A 17929-nucleotide genomic window follows, 5' to 3' on the forward strand; every position below is an offset into this window, starting at 1 on the left:
TACGAATGCGGCACTACTGCCCGCCCGGAAGCGGTCGGGCATGGCGTCGGGGGCTTACAGGGCGCATACTCGACCGTAATGAAACAGTCAGCCGGTTCCCGGCGTCACCTGCCTTCCAGTCCCTTCAACCGCCCGGCCCAGGCGGCCCCACCGGTCGAATGCTTCGATGTGGGCGACAGGGTGTCGCACGACCAGTTCGGACTCGGCCGAGTCCTCGCTGTCGAGGGCGACAACGACGCAGTGCTCATCGACTTCTCGGGGCGACAGGGGAGGATCCTGAGCCCGTACTCCAAGCTGACCAAGCTCTGAGGGAGCGAACGAGCACGCACCGCGTCCCACCGGAGAGTCTCCGGATCCGGGGCACCTGAGGGGATGAACCCGCGGGTGCCCCGGAAGCCGTTCCTGGGGCCGGTGGTGCTACAGGGCCTTCGCGGCGGGCTTGACCATGCCGCGGACGGTCCGCGACTTCACGAACTCGCCCATCGCGGTCATCTCCCACTCGCCGGAGAACTGCCTGATCAGCTTGGCCATCATCACGCCTGTCTGCGGCTCGGCGCCGGTCAGGTCGAAGCGGACCAGCTCCTCGTCGGTGGTCGCGTCGACCAGCCTGCAGTAGGCCTTGGCGACCTCGGTGAACTTCTGCCCGGTGAAGGAGTTGACCGTGAAGACCAGGCCGGTGGCCTCGGCGGGGATTCGGCCGAGATCCACGACGATCACCTCGTCGTCACCCGCGCCCTCGCCCGTGAGGTTGTCGCCGGAGTGCTTGATCGCGCCGTTCAGGATGGAGAGCTTGCCGAAGTAGCAGCTGTCCAGGTGATCGCGGTTGGCGCCGAAGGCGACCACCGAGGCGTCGAGGTCGATGTCCTTGCCGCGGAACGCGGGCTCCCAGCCGAGCCCCATCTTGACCTGCGAGAGCAGCGGCCTGCCGCCCTTGACCAGGGACACGGTCTGGTTCTTCTGGAGGCTGATGCGGCCCTTGTCCAGGTTGACCTTGCCGGAGCCGGCGGGGGCCGGCGGCGCGGGAGGCGCCGCGGGGGCGGCGGGAGCCACCGGGGGCGGGGGAGCGATCCGCGGGTCGAGCGGCGCCGCGGTCGGCGGCGGGGGAGCGACGGGCGGCGCGGCGGGCGGCGCGACCGGTGCGGCCGCGGGGGCCGGCGGCGCGGCGGCGGGCTCCTCCACCGACACGCCGAAGTCCGTGGCGATGCCCGCCAGCCCGTTCGCATAGCCCTGGCCGACCGCGCGGGCCTTCCAGGCGCCGTTGCGCAGATAGATCTCGATGACCACGAGCGCGGTCTCGCTGCCCAGCTGCGGCGGGGTGAAGGTGGCGAGCGCGCTGCCGTCGTCCGCGTCGCGCACGGTGGCGGTGGGCTCGATGCCCCGGAAGGTCTGGCCCGCCGCGTCGGGGCTCGCCGTGACCACGATCTTCTCGATGCCCGGGGGCACGGCCGCGGTGTCCACCACGATCGCGTCGGGTGCCGAGCCACCGCCCGAGCGGTAGGTCACCCCGGGGCCCGAGGGCTGGTTGTAGAAGATGAAGTCGTCGTCGGAGCGCACCTTGCCGTCAGCGGTGAGCAGCAGGCCCGAGACGTCGAGCCGCACCGGGGCGGCGACGTCCACCGCCACACGGGCGGCGGAGAGAGGAATGTTCGAGCCGGGGGTCATTGCGGTCATGCACGGAGTAACGAACGACCCGGCTTTGCCGTTCCCTTACCTTCGCAGGCTTGCCCCGTACGGGTGTACGGGGCAAAAGGGCGCTCAGTAGGGCCAGATGGGCGGGTTCGTGACGAAGTGGCCGCCGATGCGGGCCTGGTCGGGATGGGCCGGGTCCAGCTCACCGTGCTCGGCGACGAGCTTCTCGGCGTACTGCTCGGAGTCGTCCTGCGGCTCGTAGCCGAGGGAGCGGGCCGTCGTCAGGTCCCACCACAGCCGGGTGTTGTCGGAGGAGCCGTAGACCACGGTGTGCCCCACGTCCTCGGCGGTGAGTGCCGCGTGGAAGAGGCGTGCCCCGTCGCCCGGGCTCATCCACATGGACAGCATCCGCACCGACGTCGGCTCCATGAAGCAGGAGCCGATCCGCACGGAGACGGTCTCGATGCCGTGCTTCTCCCAGTAGAGCTGCGCCAGGTCCTCGCCGAAGGACTTCGAAAGGCCGTAGAAGGTGTCGGGGCGGCGGGGGGTCTCGACCGGGATCAGCGGGTCGCCGTCGCGCGGGTACGGGGTGTAGCCGACGGCGTGGTTGGAGGACGCGAACACGATGCGCCCCACACCCTCCTCGCGCGCGGCCTCGTAGAGGTTGTACGTGCCCTCGATGTTGGAGTGCAGGATCTTGTCGAACGAGGCCTCCAGGGAGATGCCCGCGAGGTGGATGACCGCGTCCACGCCCCGCACCGCTTCCCGCAGCGCGGCCCTGTCGCCGAGGTCGGCGGTGACGGCGTCCGGTTCGCCCTCGATCGGGGCGAGGTCGAGAAGCCGCAGGTCGTAGCCGTACGCGGGAAGCAGCCCCCGCATCAGGGTACCGAGGCCGCCGGCGGCGCCGGTGAGAAGGACGGTGCGCGGAGCTGGCATACGGGATCTCCTCGGTGCGGGCGCGGGGGGCGCGTCTGTGTCGCACGGCCGCCCGATGCGTCAAAGTCATGGGCGGCATTCACATGCGTGGACAAGCTAAGAAGGTGCGGCGGACCGCGTCAAGTGTCGCTCGGGGTCGACCGGTTCGCTCCGAGGTCGGATGCTCGTGCCTTGACCGGCGCCGCGAGCCTGGCTTAGCGTGGCATCGTTCAGAAATATGGACGCCGATCATAATTGTGCACACCCTATGTGTCGTGCACACCCGCATCACTCAGGGAGCGCCCGTGACCTCAGCCCCCCTAGCCGCCCGACTCACCGACGTCGCCGGGCCGCTCTTCTTCCCCGTCACCGCCTACGGTCCGGACGGCACCGTCGATCTCGACGCCTTCCGCGCACATGTGCGCAAGGGTGTGGACGCCGGTGCGGCAGCCGTCTTCGCCTGCTGCGGCACCGGTGAGTTCCACGCCCTGGCCCCGGAGGAGTTCCGGCTCGTCGTCGGGGCGGCCGTCGACGAGGCCGCGGGACAGGTGCCCGTGGTCGCCGGCGCCGGCTACGGCACCGCGCTCGCGATCCAGTACGCGAAGCTCGCCGAGGACGCGGGCGCGGACGGGCTCCTCGCCATGCCGCCCTACCTCGTCGTCGCCGGCCAGGAGGGGCTGCTGGCCCACTACGCCGCCCTCGCCGCCGCCACATCGCTGGAGACGATCGTCTACCAGCGGGACAACGCGGTCTTCACCCCGGAGACCGTCGTCGCGCTGGCGAGTACCCCCGGGATCATCGGCCTCAAGGACGGCTACGGCGACCTCGACCTGCTGCAGCGCATCGTCAGCGCCGTACGCACCGGGCTGCCCGCCGAGGAGTTCCTGTACTTCAACGGACTGCCCACGGCCGAGCTCACCGGGCTCGCCTACCGGGGCATCGGGGTCGCGCTCTACTCCTCCGCCGTCTTCGCCTTCGCCCCCGACATCGCCATGGCCTTCTACCGGGCCCTGGACTCCGGCGACGACACCCTGGTCAACGCGCTGCTCGACCACTTCTACCGGCCGTTCGTCGAGCTGCGGGCCAAGGGGCGCGGCTACGCGGTCTCGCTCGTGAAGGCGGGCGTCAGGACCGAGGGCCTGGACGTCGGTCCGGTGCGTACCCCGCTCACCGAGCCCCCGGCCGCGCACATCGAGGAGCTGACCTCGATCGTCGCCGACGGCCGCGCGCTGCTGGAGAAGCACCGTGCGGGGGAGGCGACATGAAGGCATCGGCATTCCTGTACCCCTGGGACGTCGTGGGGGACCCGGATGCCCCGGCCCGCCTCGCGGACCTCGGTGTCCAGCAGGTGACGCTCGCGGCGGCCTACCACTCCACCCGTGCCCTCACCCCGCGCCACCCCGGCCACCGGATCGTGACGGCCGAACACGCGGCGGTGCTCTACCCGGCGGACGCCGCCCGCTGGGCGGGGCGTGAGCCGCGCCCCTACGCGCAGACCTGGGTGAGCGGGGACGACCCGTACGCCGAGGCGGCCGGCGCCCTCGCCGCCGCCGGGCTCCAGGTGCACTCCTGGGTGGTCCTCGCGCACAACTCGCGCCTGGGCGCGGAGCGTCCGGACACCTCCGTGGTCAACGCCTACGGCGACCGCTACCCCTGGGCGCCGTGCATCGCGCAGCCCGCCGTCCACGCGTATCTGGTGGACCTGGCGGCCGAGGCCGCCGTGCGCCCCGGGGCGGCGGGCACCGAGCTGGAGTCCTGCGGCTGGTACGGCTTCGCCCATCTGCACGCCCATGACAAGACCTCCGGGGTCGCGCTCGGGGACGCGGCGCAGTATCTGATGTCCCTCTGCTTCTGCGCCGACTGCCGGGCCGGCTACGCCACCGTGGGGCTGGACGCCGAGCAGCTGCGCACCGCCGTGCGCCGCGCCCTGGAGCCGGTCTTCGCCGGATCAGGATCCGGCGAACAGGGCTGGGCCGCCGTCGAGAAGCTGCTCGGCGCCGGCCTCGCCGACGCCACCCTGCGGTGGCGCGTCCAGGTCGCCAGGGGCCTCCAGGAGGCGGCCGTCGCCGCCGTGCGGGCCGCGGCGGCACCGGACTTCCAGGTCCTGCTGCACGCCGACCCCGCCTCCTACCGCACCGGCGCCAACGTCGGGACGGACCCCGCCCACATCCTGTCCACCGCGGACGGCGTCGTGCTGCCCTGCACCGGCGGCACGCAGGCGCGCGAGGCCGTACTCGGGCCGTTCGCGGGGCTGTCCGGGGTACTGGCGGCGAACTTCAACGTGGTGAGCGGGATGGGCGGCAGCCCAGCGACGCTGGCGCGGGACGCCGCGCACGCGGCCTCGCTCGGCGCGAACGAACTGCGCCTCTACCACGCGGGCCTGGCCTCGGGGCCCGACCTGAGCGCCGTCACGGACGCGCTCTCCGTCGTCCGCGACGGCTGACCCCGGGCCGTCGAAGACCCCTGGAAACGCAGGTCCCCGGTGCACGGCCGGGGACCTGCGCCATGTTCGGCGAACTTCTTTTGTCAGAAGCGTTGACGAAACATTCCCACCGCTCTAGCTTCATCGCGTCGTACTTCGTACGTCATATATGAGACGCGATACGCGAGATGTGAGAGCTCTTCACCCATGACCTTTGCGCCTGCCCCGATTCCGTCCAGGACCCAGTACGTCCTCGAGGCGATCAAGCACGCCATCCTCACCGCGCAGCTGAAACCGGGGCAAGCGCTCGTGGAGACCGAACTCGCCGCGCAGTTCGGGGTGTCGAAGACGCCCGTACGCGAGGCCCTGAAGACGCTCGCGGGCACCGGACTCGTCGTCATGAGCCAGTACAAGGGTGCCACCGTGCGGCTCGTCGACGCGACGATGGCCCGCGAGGTGTACGACGTACGGCTGCTCCTCGAACCGGAGGCGCTGCGCCGCTCCATCACCCGCAAGGCGTCGCTCGACGAGGCCCAGGAGGCCCTGGAGCGTGCCGACTCGGCGATCGACAAGGCGGACAGGTCGCTCGCCAACCGGGACTTCCACCGAGCGCTCTACGTCCCCTGCGGGAACCCGCTGCTGGCCAGGATGCTCGACGAGATCCGCGACCAGGCCGCACTCGTGTCGACCGTGGCCTGGTCCGCGATCCCGACCTGGGAGCGCGAGGCCGCCGAGCACCGCGAGATCCTGCGGCTCGCCCTCGCCGACGACGCGGCGGCCGCGGCGGCCGCCCTGCACGATCACATCGCATCGTTCGTGCGCCGTGCCTTCCCCGACGACGAAGACGGGGGTGACACGGCGTGAAACACCAGCACCTCGACGAAAGGCCAGTCCGCATGGACCTCTCCCCGCTGAAGGCGGCCCTCGCAGACGTTGTGGCGATCCCGGTGACCCCGTTCACGCAGGACGGGAGCATCGACATCCCGGCGCACCGCGCACTGCTGCGGCGACTCCTCGACGGCGGAGTCCGCATCGTCACCCCGAACGGCAACACCGGTGAGTTCTACGCACTCACCCCCGACGAGCGGCGCACCGTCACCGAGCTCACCGTCGAGGAGGCGGGCGGCCGTGCCACCGTCGTGGTGGGGGTCGGCCACGACGTGCCGACCGCCGTGGCCGCCGCCGAGCACGCCAGGGACATCGGGGCCGAGATGGTGATGGTCCACCAGCCGGTCCACCCCTACGTCTCGCAGGACGGCTGGGTCGACTACCACCGGGCCATCGCCGAGGCCGTCCCCGGGCTCGGGATCGTGCCGTACGTCCGCAACCCGCTGCTCGCGGGCGAGCGCCTCGCCGAGCTCGCCGACAGCTGCCCCAACGTCATCGGTGTGAAGTACGCCGTCCCGGACGCCGCCCGCTTCGGCGCGTTCGCCCGGGACGCGGGCCTGGAACGGTTCGTGTGGGTCGCCGGGCTCGCCGAGCTGTACGCCCCCTCCTACTTCGCGACCGGCGCCACCGGTTTCACCTCAGGACTCGTCAACGTCGCGCCCGGTGTCTCGCTCGCCATGCTGGAGGCGCTGCGGGCCGGCGACTACGTCGCGGCCATGAAGGTCTGGGAGCAGATCCGCCGCTTCGAGGACCTGCGCGCCGACCGGCAGTCCGCCAACAACGTCACGGTCGTCAAGGAGGCCCTGGCCTCGCTCGGACTCTGCCGGCGCGACGTACGCCCGCCGAGCCGGGCCCTGCCCGAGTCGCAGCGCGCCGAGGTCGCCCGTCTGGTCGCCGGGTGGTCGATATGAGCGACACCGGCGCGGGAGGAGGAGAGGGCCGCATCGCCCCCGAGGAGCTGCGCAGCCACCAGTGGTACGGCACGGACGGGCTCCGCTCGTTCAGTCACCGCGCCCGCACCCGGCAGCTCGGCTACCTCCCCGACGAGCACCTGGGCAAGCCGGTCATCGCGATCCTCAACACCTGGTCCGACATCAACCCCTGCCATGTACACCTGCGTGACCGTGCACAGGCGGTCAAGCGGGGCGTCTGGCAGGCGGGCGGCTTCCCCCTCGAATTCCCGGTCTCCACCCTCTCGGAGACCTTCCAGAAGCCCACCCCGATGCTCTACCGCAACATGCTGGCGATGGAGACGGAGGAGCTGCTGCGCTCCTACCCCGTCGACGGCGCCGTGCTGCTGGGCGGCTGCGACAAGTCCACGCCCGCCCTGCTGATGGGCGCCGCCTCCGTCGACCTGCCGGCGGTCTTCGTGCCCGCGGGGCCGATGCTGCCCGGACACTGGCGCAACGAGGTCCTGGGCTCCGGCACGGACATGTGGAAGTACTGGGACGACAAGCGGGCCGGTCTGATCGGCGACTGCGAGATGGCCGAGCTGGAGAACGGGCTCGCCCGCTCACCCGGCCACTGCATGACCATGGGCACCGCCTCGACCCTGACGGCCGCGGCCGAGGCGCTGGGCGTCACCGTGCCGGGCGCCTCGTCCATCCCGGCCGTCGACTCCGGGCACGACCGGATGGCGGCGCGGTCCGGGATCCGGATCGTCGAGCTGGTGTGGCGGCAGCTGAAGCTGTCGCGGATCCTCACGGCGGACGCGTACGAGGACGCGGTCGCCACCGTCCTGGCGCTCGGCGGCTCCACCAACGCCGTCATCCACCTGATCGCGATGGCGGGCCGTTCCGGGGTGAAGCTCACCCTGGACGACTTCGACCGCATCGCCCGCACCGTGCCCGTACTCGCCAACCTCCGCCCCGGCGGGAAGTACCTGATGGAGGACTTCCACTTCGCCGGGGGGCTGCCCGGATTCCTGGCGCGGCTCACCGACGTACTCCACCTGGACCGGCCCACCGTCGCGCACGACACCCTGCGTGAACAGCTCGACGGGGCGCTCGTCCACAACACCGACGTCATCCGGGAGCGCGAGAACCCGCTGGCCGACGAGGGCGGAGTGGCGGTCCTGCGCGGCAACCTCTGTCCCGACGGCGCGGTCATCAAGCACATCGCCGCCGAGCCGCATCTCCTGCGCCACACCGGGCCCGCGGTCGTCTTCGACGACTACAAGGAGATGCAGCGCACCATCAACGACCCGGCCCTGGCCCTCACCCCGGACCATGTGCTGGTGCTCCGCAACGCCGGCCCCAAGGGCGGCCCCGGTATGCCCGAGTACGGCATGCTGCCGATCCCCGACTACCTGCTGAAACAGGGCGTACGCGACATGGTGCGGCTCTCCGACGCCCGGATGAGCGGCACCAGTTACGGCGCCTGCGTCCTGCACATCGCCCCCGAGTCCTTCGTCGGCGGGCCGCTCGCCCTGGTCCGCACCGGTGACCTGATCACGCTGGATGTCGAGGCGCGGCTGCTCCATCTCGACGTGTCCGACGAGGAGCTGGAGCTCCGCAGGTCCGCGTGGACCGAGCCGCCCGCCCGCTACGGACGCGGCTACGGGGCGCTCTACCAGGACCAGATCACCCAGGCCGACACCGGCTGCGACTTCGAGTTCCTGGCCAGGCAGGGAGAAGTGCCCGACCCCTACGCGGGCTGAACCCGGGCGAAGAGAATTCCGCGCACCGTCCCGTCCGGAATACCGAACGGCATGCGGTAAGCGCTTGCACCATGCATCGACGCACCAAGAGACACGCACCGACAGCACGGCACATCCAGCTCATCCAGAGATCGGAGACGCGTCATGGCCCAATCCGCAGCCGTGGCCACACCACCCCCCAAGGGGAAGGCGTCCAGGCGCCGCTCGGCCACCCCCCGCCGACTGCCGTATCTGCTGATCGCGCCGGCCGGCCTGCTGATGCTGGGCTTCATCGCCTATCCGGTGATCAGCGTCTTCTACTACAGCCTGCAGAACTACAACGTCACCAAGCCGTGGCGGAACGGCTTCGCCGGCCTCGACAACTTCACCCGGATCTTCACCGACGACGACAAGTTCTGGCCGACGCTCGGCTTCAGCGCCCAGTGGGTCTTCACCCAGGTGACCCTGCAACTCGTCCTCGGCCTGGCCCTCGCCCTGATCGTCAACCAGAGCTTCATCGGCCGCGGCATATCCCGCGCCATGGTCTTCTCGCCCTGGGCCGTGTCCGGCGTCCTGACCAGCACCATCTGGATCCTGCTCTACAACTCGTCGACCGGTTTCAGCCGCTACCTCGCGGACGCCGGGATCGGTGAGTACGGCACCTCGGTCCTCTCGGACACCGGGACCGTCTTCTGGGCCGCCACCGTCTCCGAACTCTGGCGCGGCGTGCCCTTCTTCGCCATCCTCATCCTCGCCGACCTGCAGTCCGTCTCCAAGGAGCTGTACGAGGCGGCGTCGGTGGACGGCGCCGGCCGGATGCGGCAGTTCTTCCACATCACGCTCCCGCACCTGCGCGACGCGATCATCCTGGCCACCCTGCTGCGCGGGGTCTGGGAGTTCAACAACGTCGACCTGCTCTACACCCTCACCGGCGGCGGACCCGCGGGCGAGACCACCACACTCCCGCTCTACGTCGCCAACACAGGCATCGAGGGCCACGACTTCGGATACGCCTCCGCGCTCACCACCGTCGCCTTCGTGATCCTCCTGTTCTGCTCGATCGTCTATCTGCGCCTGAGCAAGTTCGGAGGCGACAAGAAGTGACCGCCGCACTCGTGGAGAAGAAGAGCGCCCGCACGCCGGGCCCCGACCGGGACGACGCCGCCCCGCCGCCCTCCCCGCCCCGCCGCCCCAAGCGCGAGCGAGCCTTCGACGACGTACCGCGCTGGCAGATCTATGTGCCGCTCGGGATCTACCTGCTCTTCACGCTCATCCCGTTCTACTGGATGCTCCTGTTCGCCGTACGGCCCGCGGGATCCACCTCGCTGGTGCCCTGGCCGATGACGGCGGACCACTTCTCCAAGGTCTGGAACGAGCGCAGCTTCGCCCTCTTCTTCCAGAACAGCATGATCGTCGGCGTCGCGACGCTGATCGCCACGACCCTGGTCGCGCTGGCCGGCGGCTACGCCCTGGCCCGCTTCGACTTCAAGGTCAAGGGCGCCTTCATGCTGGCGCTGCTCTGCTCGCAGTTCATCCCGGGCGCCCTGATGCTCGTGCCGCTCTTCGAGATCTTCAAGAACCTCCAGATGATCAACTCCCTGGGGAGTGTCGTCATCGCGGAGACCGTCTTCCAGCTCCCCCTCTCGATCATCCTGATCAGCGGCTTCATCAAGAACGTGCCGGTCTCGCTCGAAGAGGCCGCCTGGGTGGACGGCTGCTCGCGCTTCAAGGCCTTCTGCGCCGTGGTCCTGCCGCTGCTGCGCCCCGGACTGATCGCGGTCGGCTCCTTCGCCTTCGTCCACAGCTGGAACCACTTCCTGTTCGCCCTGATGTTCCTCAGCGAACAGGACAAGCAGACGATCCCGGTCGGCCTCAACACCCTGATCGGCGCCGACAGCGTCGACCTCGGGGCGCTGGCCGCGGGCGGGGTGATCGCCGCAGTGCCCGTGGTGATCGTCTTCGCCTTCATCCAGAAGTGGCTCATCACCGGCTTCAGCGCCGGTGCGGTGAAGGGATGACGGACATGACCCGGACGCACCACCCGACGCGTGCGACCACCCCGCTGCCCCTCGTCCTGGCCGGAGCCCGCGGCCACGGCGGCTGGCACCTCTCCAACATCCGCCGCCTCCAGCGCCAGGGCCGGGTCAGACTGGTGGGGGTATGCGAACTGAACCCGCTGACGGACGGTGAACTCGACCAGTTCGCCGGGGAGATGCCCGAGCAGTCCGACGACTTCGAGGCGCTCCTGGACTCCACGGGCGCACGCGGCGCCGTCGTCTGCACCCCCATCCCGACCCACACCACGATGGCCCTGGCCGCAGCGGCCCGTGGCGTCCATCTCCTCCTGGAGAAGCCGCCGGCCGCCACCTGGGACGACTACGCCCGCATGGCCGAGGGGGTACGGGAGGCGGGCATCGCCTGCCAGATCGGCTTCCAGTCCCTCGGCTCGCACGCCGTGGGGGCCGTCGACGAGCTCGTACGCTCCGGGGCGATCGGCACCGTCAGGGGCGTCGGCGCCGCCGGCGCCTGGGTACGCGACGACGCCTACTTCCGGCGGGCGCCCTGGGCCGGGCGGCGCCGGATGGGCGGGACGGACGTGGTCGACGGGGCGCTCACCAACCCCCTGGCGCACGCCGTCGCCACCGCACTCGAACTCGCCGGCCGGGGAACCGCCAAGGACGTGGCGTCCATCGAGACCGAGCTGTTCAGGGCCCATGACATCGAGTCCGACGACACCAGCTGCGTCCGGATCACCACCACCGACGGGCTACCGGTGACCATCGCCGCCACCCTCTGCGCGGAGCAGGCCGGCGAACCGTATGTGATCGTCCACGGCGACCGCGGCCGCATCACCTTCTGGTACAAGCAGGACCGCATCCTCGTCCAGCGCTCAGGACACGGCCCGGAGGAGACCGTCCACGGGCGGACCGACCTCCTGGAAAACCTGCTCGACCACCTGGAGCACGGCACCGGGCTCCTCGTACCGCCCGAGCGGACCGGCGCGTTCATGCGGGTCCTGGAGGCCGTACGCACCGCACCCGAGCCCACCGCGCTGCCCGCCACCGCCTGGCACAGCAGGCCCGCCGACCAGGGCGACGGCGTACGGCGCATCGTGCGCGGCATCGACGGCACCGTCGCCGCCGCTGCCGACACCCTCAGTCTCTTCTCCGAACTAGGCGCCTCCTGGGCGCGACCAAGCGAGGTGAGCACAGCATGACCACCGCACTCCTCAGCTGCGCCGGGCGCCCCGTCGGCCGCTACGGCTACGGGCCGGACACCGAGAACCGCCCCTATCTGCACCCCGTCACCACGCTCGCCGGCATCCCCGTCACCGAGGAGCGGCCGGACGACCACCCGCACCATCTGGGTGCCTCGGTCGCGGTGCCCGACGTGGCAGGACACAACTTCTGGGGCGGACGCACCTTCGTCCGCGACCAGGGCCCCACCGCGCTCGACAACCACGGGACGCAGCGCCACATCGGCTGGAAGCTGCGCGACCCGGACGGCTTCGTGGAGGAGCTCAGCTGGGAGGCCGGCGGCGCCGAACTGCTGCGCGAGCACCGCACGGTCGCCGTCGTCGAGATCTCACCGACGGCCTGGGCGCTGGACTTCTCCTTCTCCCTCGCCAACCGGAGCGGCACCGACCTCTCCATCGGCAGCCCCGCCACCAACGGCCGCCCCGGCGCCGGTTACGGCGGCTTCTTCTGGCGCGCGCCCAAGGAGGACGCCCCGCCCGCCGTCTTCAGCGGAACGCTCGACGGCGAGGAAGCGGTCCACGGGAAGGCCGCCGACTGGCTGGCCCTCGCGGGGAACGGCTGGACGCTCGTCTTCGCCGGCGCGACCGATGAGACCCGGAGCGACCCCTGGTTCGTACGGACCGCCTCTTACCCGGGGGTCGGATCCTCCCTGGCCGCCGACCGCCGACTCCCCGTGGCCGCCGGAGCCACCGTCGTGCGCCGGGTCGTCACCGTCGTCGCCGACGGACGCCTCGACCGGGACGCGGCGGCGGCCCATGTCCGCAAGGCGGTCGCCGGATGACGATGCCCTGGAGATCCGACCTCGGGGACGGCACCTACCGCAACCCGGTCCTGAACTCCGACTGGTCCGACCCCGACGTCGTCCGCGTCGGCGACGACTTCTACCTCACCGCGTCCAGCTTCGGCCGGGTCCCGGGACTGCCCCTGCTGCACTCCCGCGACCTCGTCAACTGGACGCTGGTGGGCCACGCACTCGAACGGCTCACTCCGGAAGCCGACTTCGCCGTGCCCCGCCACGACTGCGGGGTGTGGGCACCCGCACTGCGCCACCACGCCGGACGCTTCTGGATCTTCTGGGGCGACCCCGACCACGGCATCCAGCAGATCAACGCCGAGGACATCCGCGGTCCCTGGAGCGCCCCGCACCTCGTCAAGTCGGGCAAGGGCCTCATCGACGCGTGCCCCCTGTGGGACGAGGAGACCGGCGAGGCCTATCTGGTGCACGCCTGGGCGAAGTCCCGTGCAGGCATCAAGAACCGCCTCACCGGCCACCGGATGAGCCCCGACGGACGTGAGCTCCTCGACGGCGGCACGACCCTCGTCGACGCCGACACGATCCCGGGCTGGTTCACCCTTGAGGGCCCCAAGCTCTACCGGCACGACGGCTGGTTCTGGATCTTCGCCCCGGCCGGGGGAGTGGAGACCGGCTGGCAGGGAGCCTTCCGCTCGCGGACGTTCGAGGGACCCTACGAGCAGCGGGTCGTACTCGCCCAGGGCGGCACCGAGGTCAACGGCCCCCACCAGGGCGGCTGGGTCAGGACCGCGGTGGGCGAGGACTGGTTCCTGCACTTCCAGTCCCGAGGAGCGTACGGCCGTGTGGTGCACCTCCAGCCGATGAGCTGGGAGGGGGGCTGGCCGGTCATCGGTGACGAGGGAGAACCCGTCCTCGTGCACCGGAGCCCCGAGGCCCCCGAACAGCCCGCCGAAGCGCCGGCCTCCGACGACGACTTCCCCGGCGGCCGGTACGGCAGGCAGTGGCAGTGGACCGCCAACCCCCGGCCCGGCTGGACGGTCGGGCACGGCGGCGACGGGCTGCGCCTCAGCTGCGTACGGACCGCGTACGCCCACGACCTGCGCGCCCTGCCCAACGTCCTGGTGCAGCGGCTGCCCGCGGAGGAGTTCACCGCCGAGACCTCCCTCACGCTGGACTCCCGCGAACCGGGGGCCAAGGCCGGGCTCGCCGTGCTCGGGGACGCCTTCTCCTGGATCGGCCTCGAAGCGGGGCCCGACGGCACGGCCGCACTCGTGCACCGTTACGCCGAGGCCGTCGCCGAGCACGAGCGGGACGCCGAACACCCCCGCCCAGCGCCCGGGGCAGCCGTCCGCGTCCGTATCGAGGTCACCCGGGGCGCCCGCTGCCGCTTCTACGCCGACACCGGCGACGGGACCGGCTTCCGGGCCTCCGGCCAGGTCTTCGCGGCGGCCCCCTGGCGCTGGGTCGGCGCGTTGCTGGGCCTCTTCGCCACCGCGCCGGCCGGGACCGAGCCGTCGGGAACGGCCGGCTTCACCTCGTTCCGCACCACCGGAACTTCTCGCACCGTCTGACCCCGCACCGCTGTAGGAGCCGCGATGACGCACCCGCGTACCACCGACCTCCCCCCACGCACGCGTACAGATTCCGAGAGAGACGAGCTGACATGAACATCTCGAAGGCGTTCCGGGGGCGTGCCGCGACCGCGGTGTCCCTCACGGCGGTCCTCGCCCTCGGAGCCACTGCCTGTGGTGACGACGGCAGCAGCTCAGGCACGGAGGGCAGCGGAAAGGGCGAGATCACCTTCTGGGACAACAACGGTGGTCCACGCACCGCCGTCTGGACCGAGATCATCAAGGACTTCGAGAAGAAGAACCCGGACATCAAGGTCAAGTACGTCCCGATCCCGATCGCCGACGTCCAGTCCAAGTACGACACGGCCATCGCCGGCGGCGGGCTGCCCGACGTGGGCGGAGTCGGCACCGCGTTCCTGGCCGGGATGGTCTCCCAGGACGCCCTGGAGCCGGTCAACGGCCGCCTGGAGAAGTCGTCGCTGAAGGGCAAGCTCGTCGAGAACATGGTCGAGAGCGTCAGAGCCGCGGCCGGCCGGGGCGACGACGTGTACGCCGTGCCGACCTCCGCGAACAACGGCGCGCTCTGGTACCGCACCGACCTGTTCGAGGCGGCCGGCCTGGACGCGCCCACCACCTGGCCCAAGTTCTACGAGGCCGCGGACAAGCTCACCGACGCGAAGAACAACAAGTTCGGCTACACCATCCGCGGCGGTGCGGGCTCCATCGCGCAGGCCCTGGACGCGATCTACGGCCAGACCGGCATCACGGACTTCTGGGACGGCGACAAGACCACCCTGAACGACCCGAAGAACGTCGAGGCGCTGGAGAAGTACGCGGCCCTCTTCAAGAAGACGACGCCGGCCGCCGACGTCAACAACGACTTCACCAAGATGGTCGCCCAGTGGGACACCGGCACCATCGGGATGCTCAGCCACAACCTCGGCTCCTACCAGGACCACCTGAAGGCGCTGGGCGAGGACAAGTTCGCCGGGATACCCGCCCCGATCGGGGAGGGCGGCACACGCGTCCAGGTCTCCAACCCCGTCGACGGCCTCGGCCTCTTCCGTACGAGCAAGAACAAGACCGCGGCCTGGAAGTTCATCGAGTTCGCGGCCTCCCACGAGTCGAACAGCAAGTGGAACGAGTCCGCCGGCGCCATCCCGGCCAACACCGAGGCGGCCAAGGACCCCTGGATCTCCGAGGCCGAGCCCACCGAGCTCGCCGCGAAGGCCCTCACCGACGGCTCCACCAAGATCGTCGACCTGCCCTACTACCTGCCCGACTGGAACAACATCAGCAAGGCGGACAACGAGCCCGACTTCCAGAAGCTGCTCCTCGGCAAGATCACGGCCAAGGCGTTCCTGGACAAGGTGGCCGGTGAGCTCAACGCCGCCCAGAAGGAGTGGAAGGAACTGGGCAACGGCTGACCGGCCGTCCAGCGAGCCGCCACCCCCGATGACCGGGACCGGCGGCGGTCCGGGTCGCACCCCGCCGCCGGTCCCTCCTCCCCGCGCATCCCTCATGTGTGTTCTCCGAGTGTTCTCCGAGCGTTCTCCGAGAGAGGCAGTCATCCCGTGTCACTCACCCGTAGACGGACGGCAGCCGCGCTTCTCGCGCTGCCCCTCGCCCTCGGCGCCACCCCCGCGTTGGCGCACGGCGGTGGCGGCGGAAGCAGGCCAAGGCCCCGCACACTCCATATCGCGGGCGACTCCACCGCGGCCCAGAAATACGCCGACGCCGCGCCCGAGACCGGCTGGGGCATGGCCCTTCCCTTCTTCCTCGGGCATGCGCTCACCGTCGCCAACCACGCGGTCAACGGCCGGAGTTCGAAGAGCTTCGTCGAGGAGGGCCGCCTCGCCGCCCTCCTGGACGGTGTCCGCCCCGGCGACCTCGTCCTCATCCAGTTCGGCCACAACGACGAGAAGACCGAGGACCCGGACCGGGGCACCGACCCCTGGACCACCTACCAGGACTATCTGCGCCAGTACGTCAAGGGCGCCCGGGACCGGCGCGCCGAGCCCGTGCTGATCACCCCGGTCGAGCGCCGTAGCTTCACCGAGGACGGCGCCGCCCGGCCCACCCACGGCGAGTACCCCGCCGCGATGCGCTCCCTTGCATCCGACGAGGGCGTCCCCCTGCTCGACATCCAGGCGCTCTCGCTGGCCCGCTGGCAGGAACTCGGCCCCGAGGGGACCGAGGCCCTCTTCAACTGGCTGGAGCCCGGCCAGTCGCCGAACTACCCCGAGGGACGGCAGGACAACACGCACTTCCGGCCCGAAGGTGCCGTCGAGGTGGCCAGGACGACCGCCCGCGCCCTGCTGGACGCGCGCGTGCTCGCCGCGCGCGACGTACGCCGTCTCGACGCGCCGGTGCCCGGTGCGTGGATCACCTGGCCGCAGAGCTGAAGCTCCCTTCCTTCTTCCTTCTCCCTGTTCTTCGTTCCTCGTTCCTCGCTCCTCCGACACGACAGTCAAGGATTCGCCATGCCCGCACGCATGAGAAACGTCCGCGCCATCGCCGTGGTGATGGGCTGCGCCTCGCTCGGCCTCGCCGTGAGCCTCCCCGCCCAGGCCTCCTCGCCTCACAGCAAGGGGATCGAACGCGCCGTACTTCCCTCGGGTGACGGCTGGGCCTCGGCCGACGGCTCCACCACGGGGGGCGCAGACGCCACCCCCGACCACGTCTACACCGTCACCGACCGGGCCGAGCTCATCGCCGCGTTCGAGGACGCCGGGGACGCACCGAAGATCATCAAGATCGCCGGGACCGTCCACGGCAACGCCGACGAGGCCGGCACCCCGATCGACTGCGAGGCCTACCAGCAGGACGGCTACACCCTGGAGAAGTACCTCGCCGCCTACGACCCGGAGGTCTGGGGCACCGACGAGGTGCCGTCGGGCCCGCTGGAGGACGCCCGTGTCGCGTCCGCGAAGCTCCAGGCCGCCGCGGTCAACGTGAACGTCCCGTCCAACACCACGATCATCGGCGTGGGCAAGGACCCCACGGTCATCGGCGCCAGCCTCCAGGTGAAGAACGTCTCCAACGTCATCATCCGCAACCTCTCCTTCGAGGACACCTACGACTGCTTCCCCCTGTGGGACCCGACCGACGGCGACACGGGGCACTGGAACTCCGAGTACGACAACCTCGTCGTGTACGGCTCCGACCACGTCTGGGTCGACCACAACACCTTCAGCGACGGTGACCGCCCCGACGCCGACCAGCCCAGCTACTTCAACGAGGTGTTCCAGCAGCACGACGGGCTCTTCGACATCGTCCGGGGCGCCGACCTGGTCACCGTCTCCTGGAACGTCCTCAAGGACCACGACAAGACGATGCTCATCGGCAACAGCGACAGCGCCGGTGACGACGACCGGGGCAGGCTCCGTGTGACGCTGCACCACAACCTCTTCAAGGACGTCAACGAGCGCGCGCCCCGGGTGCGCTTCGGACAGGTCGACTCGTACAACAACCACTTCGTCGCGTCCAAGGGCGCCGCCTACGGCTACTCGTACGGCGTCGGAGCCGAGTCCCAGCTCGTCGCCGAGCACAACGCCTTCACCGTGCCCAAGGGCTTCGACAAGGCGACCATCCTCAAGAAGTGGTCCGAGTCCTCCCTCTCGGCCGGGGACAACTACGTCAACGGACGCAGGACCGACCTGATCGCCGTGCACAACGCGGGCGTGCCCGAGGAGCAGCTCACCGAGGGCGCGGGCTGGACCCCGGCGCTGCGGACGAAGGTCGACCACCCGCTGGCCGTCCCGCTGCTCGTCGGCCTCGGTGCGGGCGCGGGCAAGGCCTCGCTCCGCTGACCCACCCCCCCGAACGGCCGGAGCGGCACCGCACGCTCTCCAG

16 protein-coding genes are annotated in these 17929 nt (G+C 70.7%); 14 read left to right on the forward strand and 2 right to left on the reverse strand.

The annotated features are described in order from the left end of the window. Positions 1–78 precede the first annotated feature (78 nt). Positions 79–309 carry a hypothetical protein gene (locus OG623_RS27550; RefSeq protein WP_014156926.1) on the forward strand — a complete coding sequence of 77 codons (231 nt, stop codon included), beginning with the start codon at positions 79–81 and terminating at the stop codon, positions 307–309. A 108-nt stretch (positions 310–417) separates the two neighbouring features. Here the strand turns inward: OG623_RS27550 and OG623_RS27555 are convergent, their stop codons facing one another. Both OG623_RS27555 and OG623_RS27560 read right to left on the reverse strand, forming a co-directional pair. After that, the gene (locus OG623_RS27555; protein ID WP_406150105.1) at positions 418–1671 is read right to left on the reverse strand and encodes a TerD family protein; all 1254 of its coding nucleotides are present in this window, start codon (positions 1669–1671) and stop codon (positions 418–420) included. A gap of 84 nt (positions 1672–1755) precedes the next feature. Next, positions 1756–2565, reverse strand: coding sequence for an NAD-dependent epimerase/dehydratase family protein (locus tag OG623_RS27560; RefSeq protein WP_406150106.1), 810 nt, complete (start codon positions 2563–2565; stop codon positions 1756–1758). 284 nt (positions 2566–2849) lie between these two features. On the opposite strand from OG623_RS27560, the gene OG623_RS27565 reads away from it, so the two are divergent. The 13 genes from OG623_RS27565 to OG623_RS27625 all read left to right on the forward strand — a co-directional run bounded on the left by OG623_RS27565 (position 2850) and on the right by OG623_RS27625 (position 17886). Beyond that, entirely contained in the window at positions 2850–3809 is a 960-nt protein-coding gene (locus tag OG623_RS27565; RefSeq protein ID WP_406150108.1) for a 5-dehydro-4-deoxyglucarate dehydratase, read from the forward strand. After that, complete coding sequence (locus OG623_RS27570) at positions 3806–4987, forward strand: hypothetical protein (RefSeq protein ID WP_406150110.1); 1182 nt, start codon at positions 3806–3808, stop codon at positions 4985–4987. The genes OG623_RS27565 and OG623_RS27570 overlap by 4 nt, the downstream gene beginning before the upstream one ends. Before the next feature lie 186 nt (positions 4988–5173). Then, a complete protein-coding gene (locus OG623_RS27575; RefSeq protein ID WP_406150111.1) occupies positions 5174–5830 on the forward strand; it encodes a GntR family transcriptional regulator in 657 nt (218 codons plus the stop codon). Between the two features lie 32 nt (positions 5831–5862). After that, the gene (locus tag OG623_RS27580) at positions 5863–6765 is read left to right on the forward strand and encodes a dihydrodipicolinate synthase family protein (protein WP_406150112.1); all 903 of its coding nucleotides are present in this window, start codon (positions 5863–5865) and stop codon (positions 6763–6765) included. Then, a complete protein-coding gene (gene araD / locus OG623_RS27585; RefSeq protein WP_406150113.1) occupies positions 6762–8513 on the forward strand; it encodes an L-arabinonate dehydratase in 1752 nt (583 codons plus the stop codon). The genes OG623_RS27580 and araD overlap by 4 nt, the downstream gene beginning before the upstream one ends. Positions 8514–8657: 144 nt before the next feature. After that, positions 8658–9596: a sugar ABC transporter permease gene (locus OG623_RS27590; RefSeq protein WP_362887406.1), complete on the forward strand. Its 939-nt coding sequence runs from the start codon at positions 8658–8660 to the stop codon at positions 9594–9596. Continuing rightward, positions 9593–10510 (forward strand): carbohydrate ABC transporter permease, encoded by a 918-nt coding sequence (locus OG623_RS27595; RefSeq protein ID WP_406150115.1) that lies wholly within the window; start codon positions 9593–9595, stop codon positions 10508–10510. The genes OG623_RS27590 and OG623_RS27595 overlap by 4 nt, the downstream gene beginning before the upstream one ends. Further along, positions 10507–11709 (forward strand): Gfo/Idh/MocA family protein, encoded by a 1203-nt coding sequence (locus OG623_RS27600; RefSeq protein WP_406150117.1) that lies wholly within the window; start codon positions 10507–10509, stop codon positions 11707–11709. The genes OG623_RS27595 and OG623_RS27600 overlap by 4 nt, the downstream gene beginning before the upstream one ends. Further along, positions 11706–12530 (forward strand): PmoA family protein, encoded by an 825-nt coding sequence (locus OG623_RS27605; RefSeq protein WP_406150119.1) that lies wholly within the window; start codon positions 11706–11708, stop codon positions 12528–12530. The genes OG623_RS27600 and OG623_RS27605 overlap by 4 nt, the downstream gene beginning before the upstream one ends. Further along, positions 12527–14074: a glycoside hydrolase 43 family protein gene (locus tag OG623_RS27610; protein WP_406150121.1), complete on the forward strand. Its 1548-nt coding sequence runs from the start codon at positions 12527–12529 to the stop codon at positions 14072–14074. Before OG623_RS27605 ends, OG623_RS27610 begins: the two co-directional genes overlap by 4 nt. Before the next feature lie 92 nt (positions 14075–14166). Next, positions 14167–15501 (forward strand): ABC transporter substrate-binding protein, encoded by a 1335-nt coding sequence (locus OG623_RS27615; RefSeq protein WP_406150122.1) that lies wholly within the window; start codon positions 14167–14169, stop codon positions 15499–15501. 147 nt (positions 15502–15648) lie between these two features. Then, positions 15649–16479 carry a rhamnogalacturonan acetylesterase gene (locus OG623_RS27620; protein ID WP_406150124.1) on the forward strand — a complete coding sequence of 277 codons (831 nt, stop codon included), beginning with the start codon at positions 15649–15651 and terminating at the stop codon, positions 16477–16479. Between the two features lie 78 nt (positions 16480–16557). After that, complete coding sequence (locus tag OG623_RS27625; RefSeq protein ID WP_406150125.1) at positions 16558–17886, forward strand: polysaccharide lyase family 1 protein; 1329 nt, start codon at positions 16558–16560, stop codon at positions 17884–17886. Positions 17887–17929: the final 43 nt, after the last annotated feature.

The organism is Streptomyces sp. NBC_01012 (genome assembly GCF_045162755.1).
Lineage (GTDB): Bacteria > Actinomycetota > Actinomycetes > Streptomycetales > Streptomycetaceae > Streptomyces.

Excerpts from the sequence above, each read along its gene's own strand:
- OG623_RS27550 (WP_014156926.1), top strand. The coding sequence starts at position 79 with ATGAAACAGTCAGCCGGTTCCCGGCGTCACCTGCCTTCCAGTCCCTTC.
- OG623_RS27570 (WP_406150110.1), top strand. The coding sequence starts at position 3,806 with ATGAAGGCATCGGCATTCCTGTACCCCTGGGACGTCGTGGGGGACCCG.
- OG623_RS27610 (WP_406150121.1), top strand. The coding sequence starts at position 12,527 with ATGACGATGCCCTGGAGATCCGACCTCGGGGACGGCACCTACCGCAAC.
- OG623_RS27575 (WP_406150111.1), top strand. The coding sequence starts at position 5,174 with ATGACCTTTGCGCCTGCCCCGATTCCGTCCAGGACCCAGTACGTCCTC.
- OG623_RS27555 (WP_406150105.1), bottom strand. The coding sequence starts at position 1,671 with ATGACCGCAATGACCCCCGGCTCGAACATTCCTCTCTCCGCCGCCCGT.
- OG623_RS27560 (WP_406150106.1), bottom strand. The coding sequence starts at position 2,565 with ATGCCAGCTCCGCGCACCGTCCTTCTCACCGGCGCCGCCGGCGGCCTC.
- OG623_RS27580 (WP_406150112.1), top strand. The coding sequence starts at position 5,863 with ATGGACCTCTCCCCGCTGAAGGCGGCCCTCGCAGACGTTGTGGCGATC.
- OG623_RS27625 (WP_406150125.1), top strand. The coding sequence starts at position 16,558 with ATGCCCGCACGCATGAGAAACGTCCGCGCCATCGCCGTGGTGATGGGC.
- OG623_RS27605 (WP_406150119.1), top strand. The coding sequence starts at position 11,706 with ATGACCACCGCACTCCTCAGCTGCGCCGGGCGCCCCGTCGGCCGCTAC.
- OG623_RS27615 (WP_406150122.1), top strand. The coding sequence starts at position 14,167 with ATGAACATCTCGAAGGCGTTCCGGGGGCGTGCCGCGACCGCGGTGTCC.
- OG623_RS27600 (WP_406150117.1), top strand. The coding sequence starts at position 10,507 with ATGACGGACATGACCCGGACGCACCACCCGACGCGTGCGACCACCCCG.
- araD (WP_406150113.1), top strand. The coding sequence starts at position 6,762 with ATGAGCGACACCGGCGCGGGAGGAGGAGAGGGCCGCATCGCCCCCGAG.
- OG623_RS27590 (WP_362887406.1), top strand. The coding sequence starts at position 8,658 with ATGGCCCAATCCGCAGCCGTGGCCACACCACCCCCCAAGGGGAAGGCG.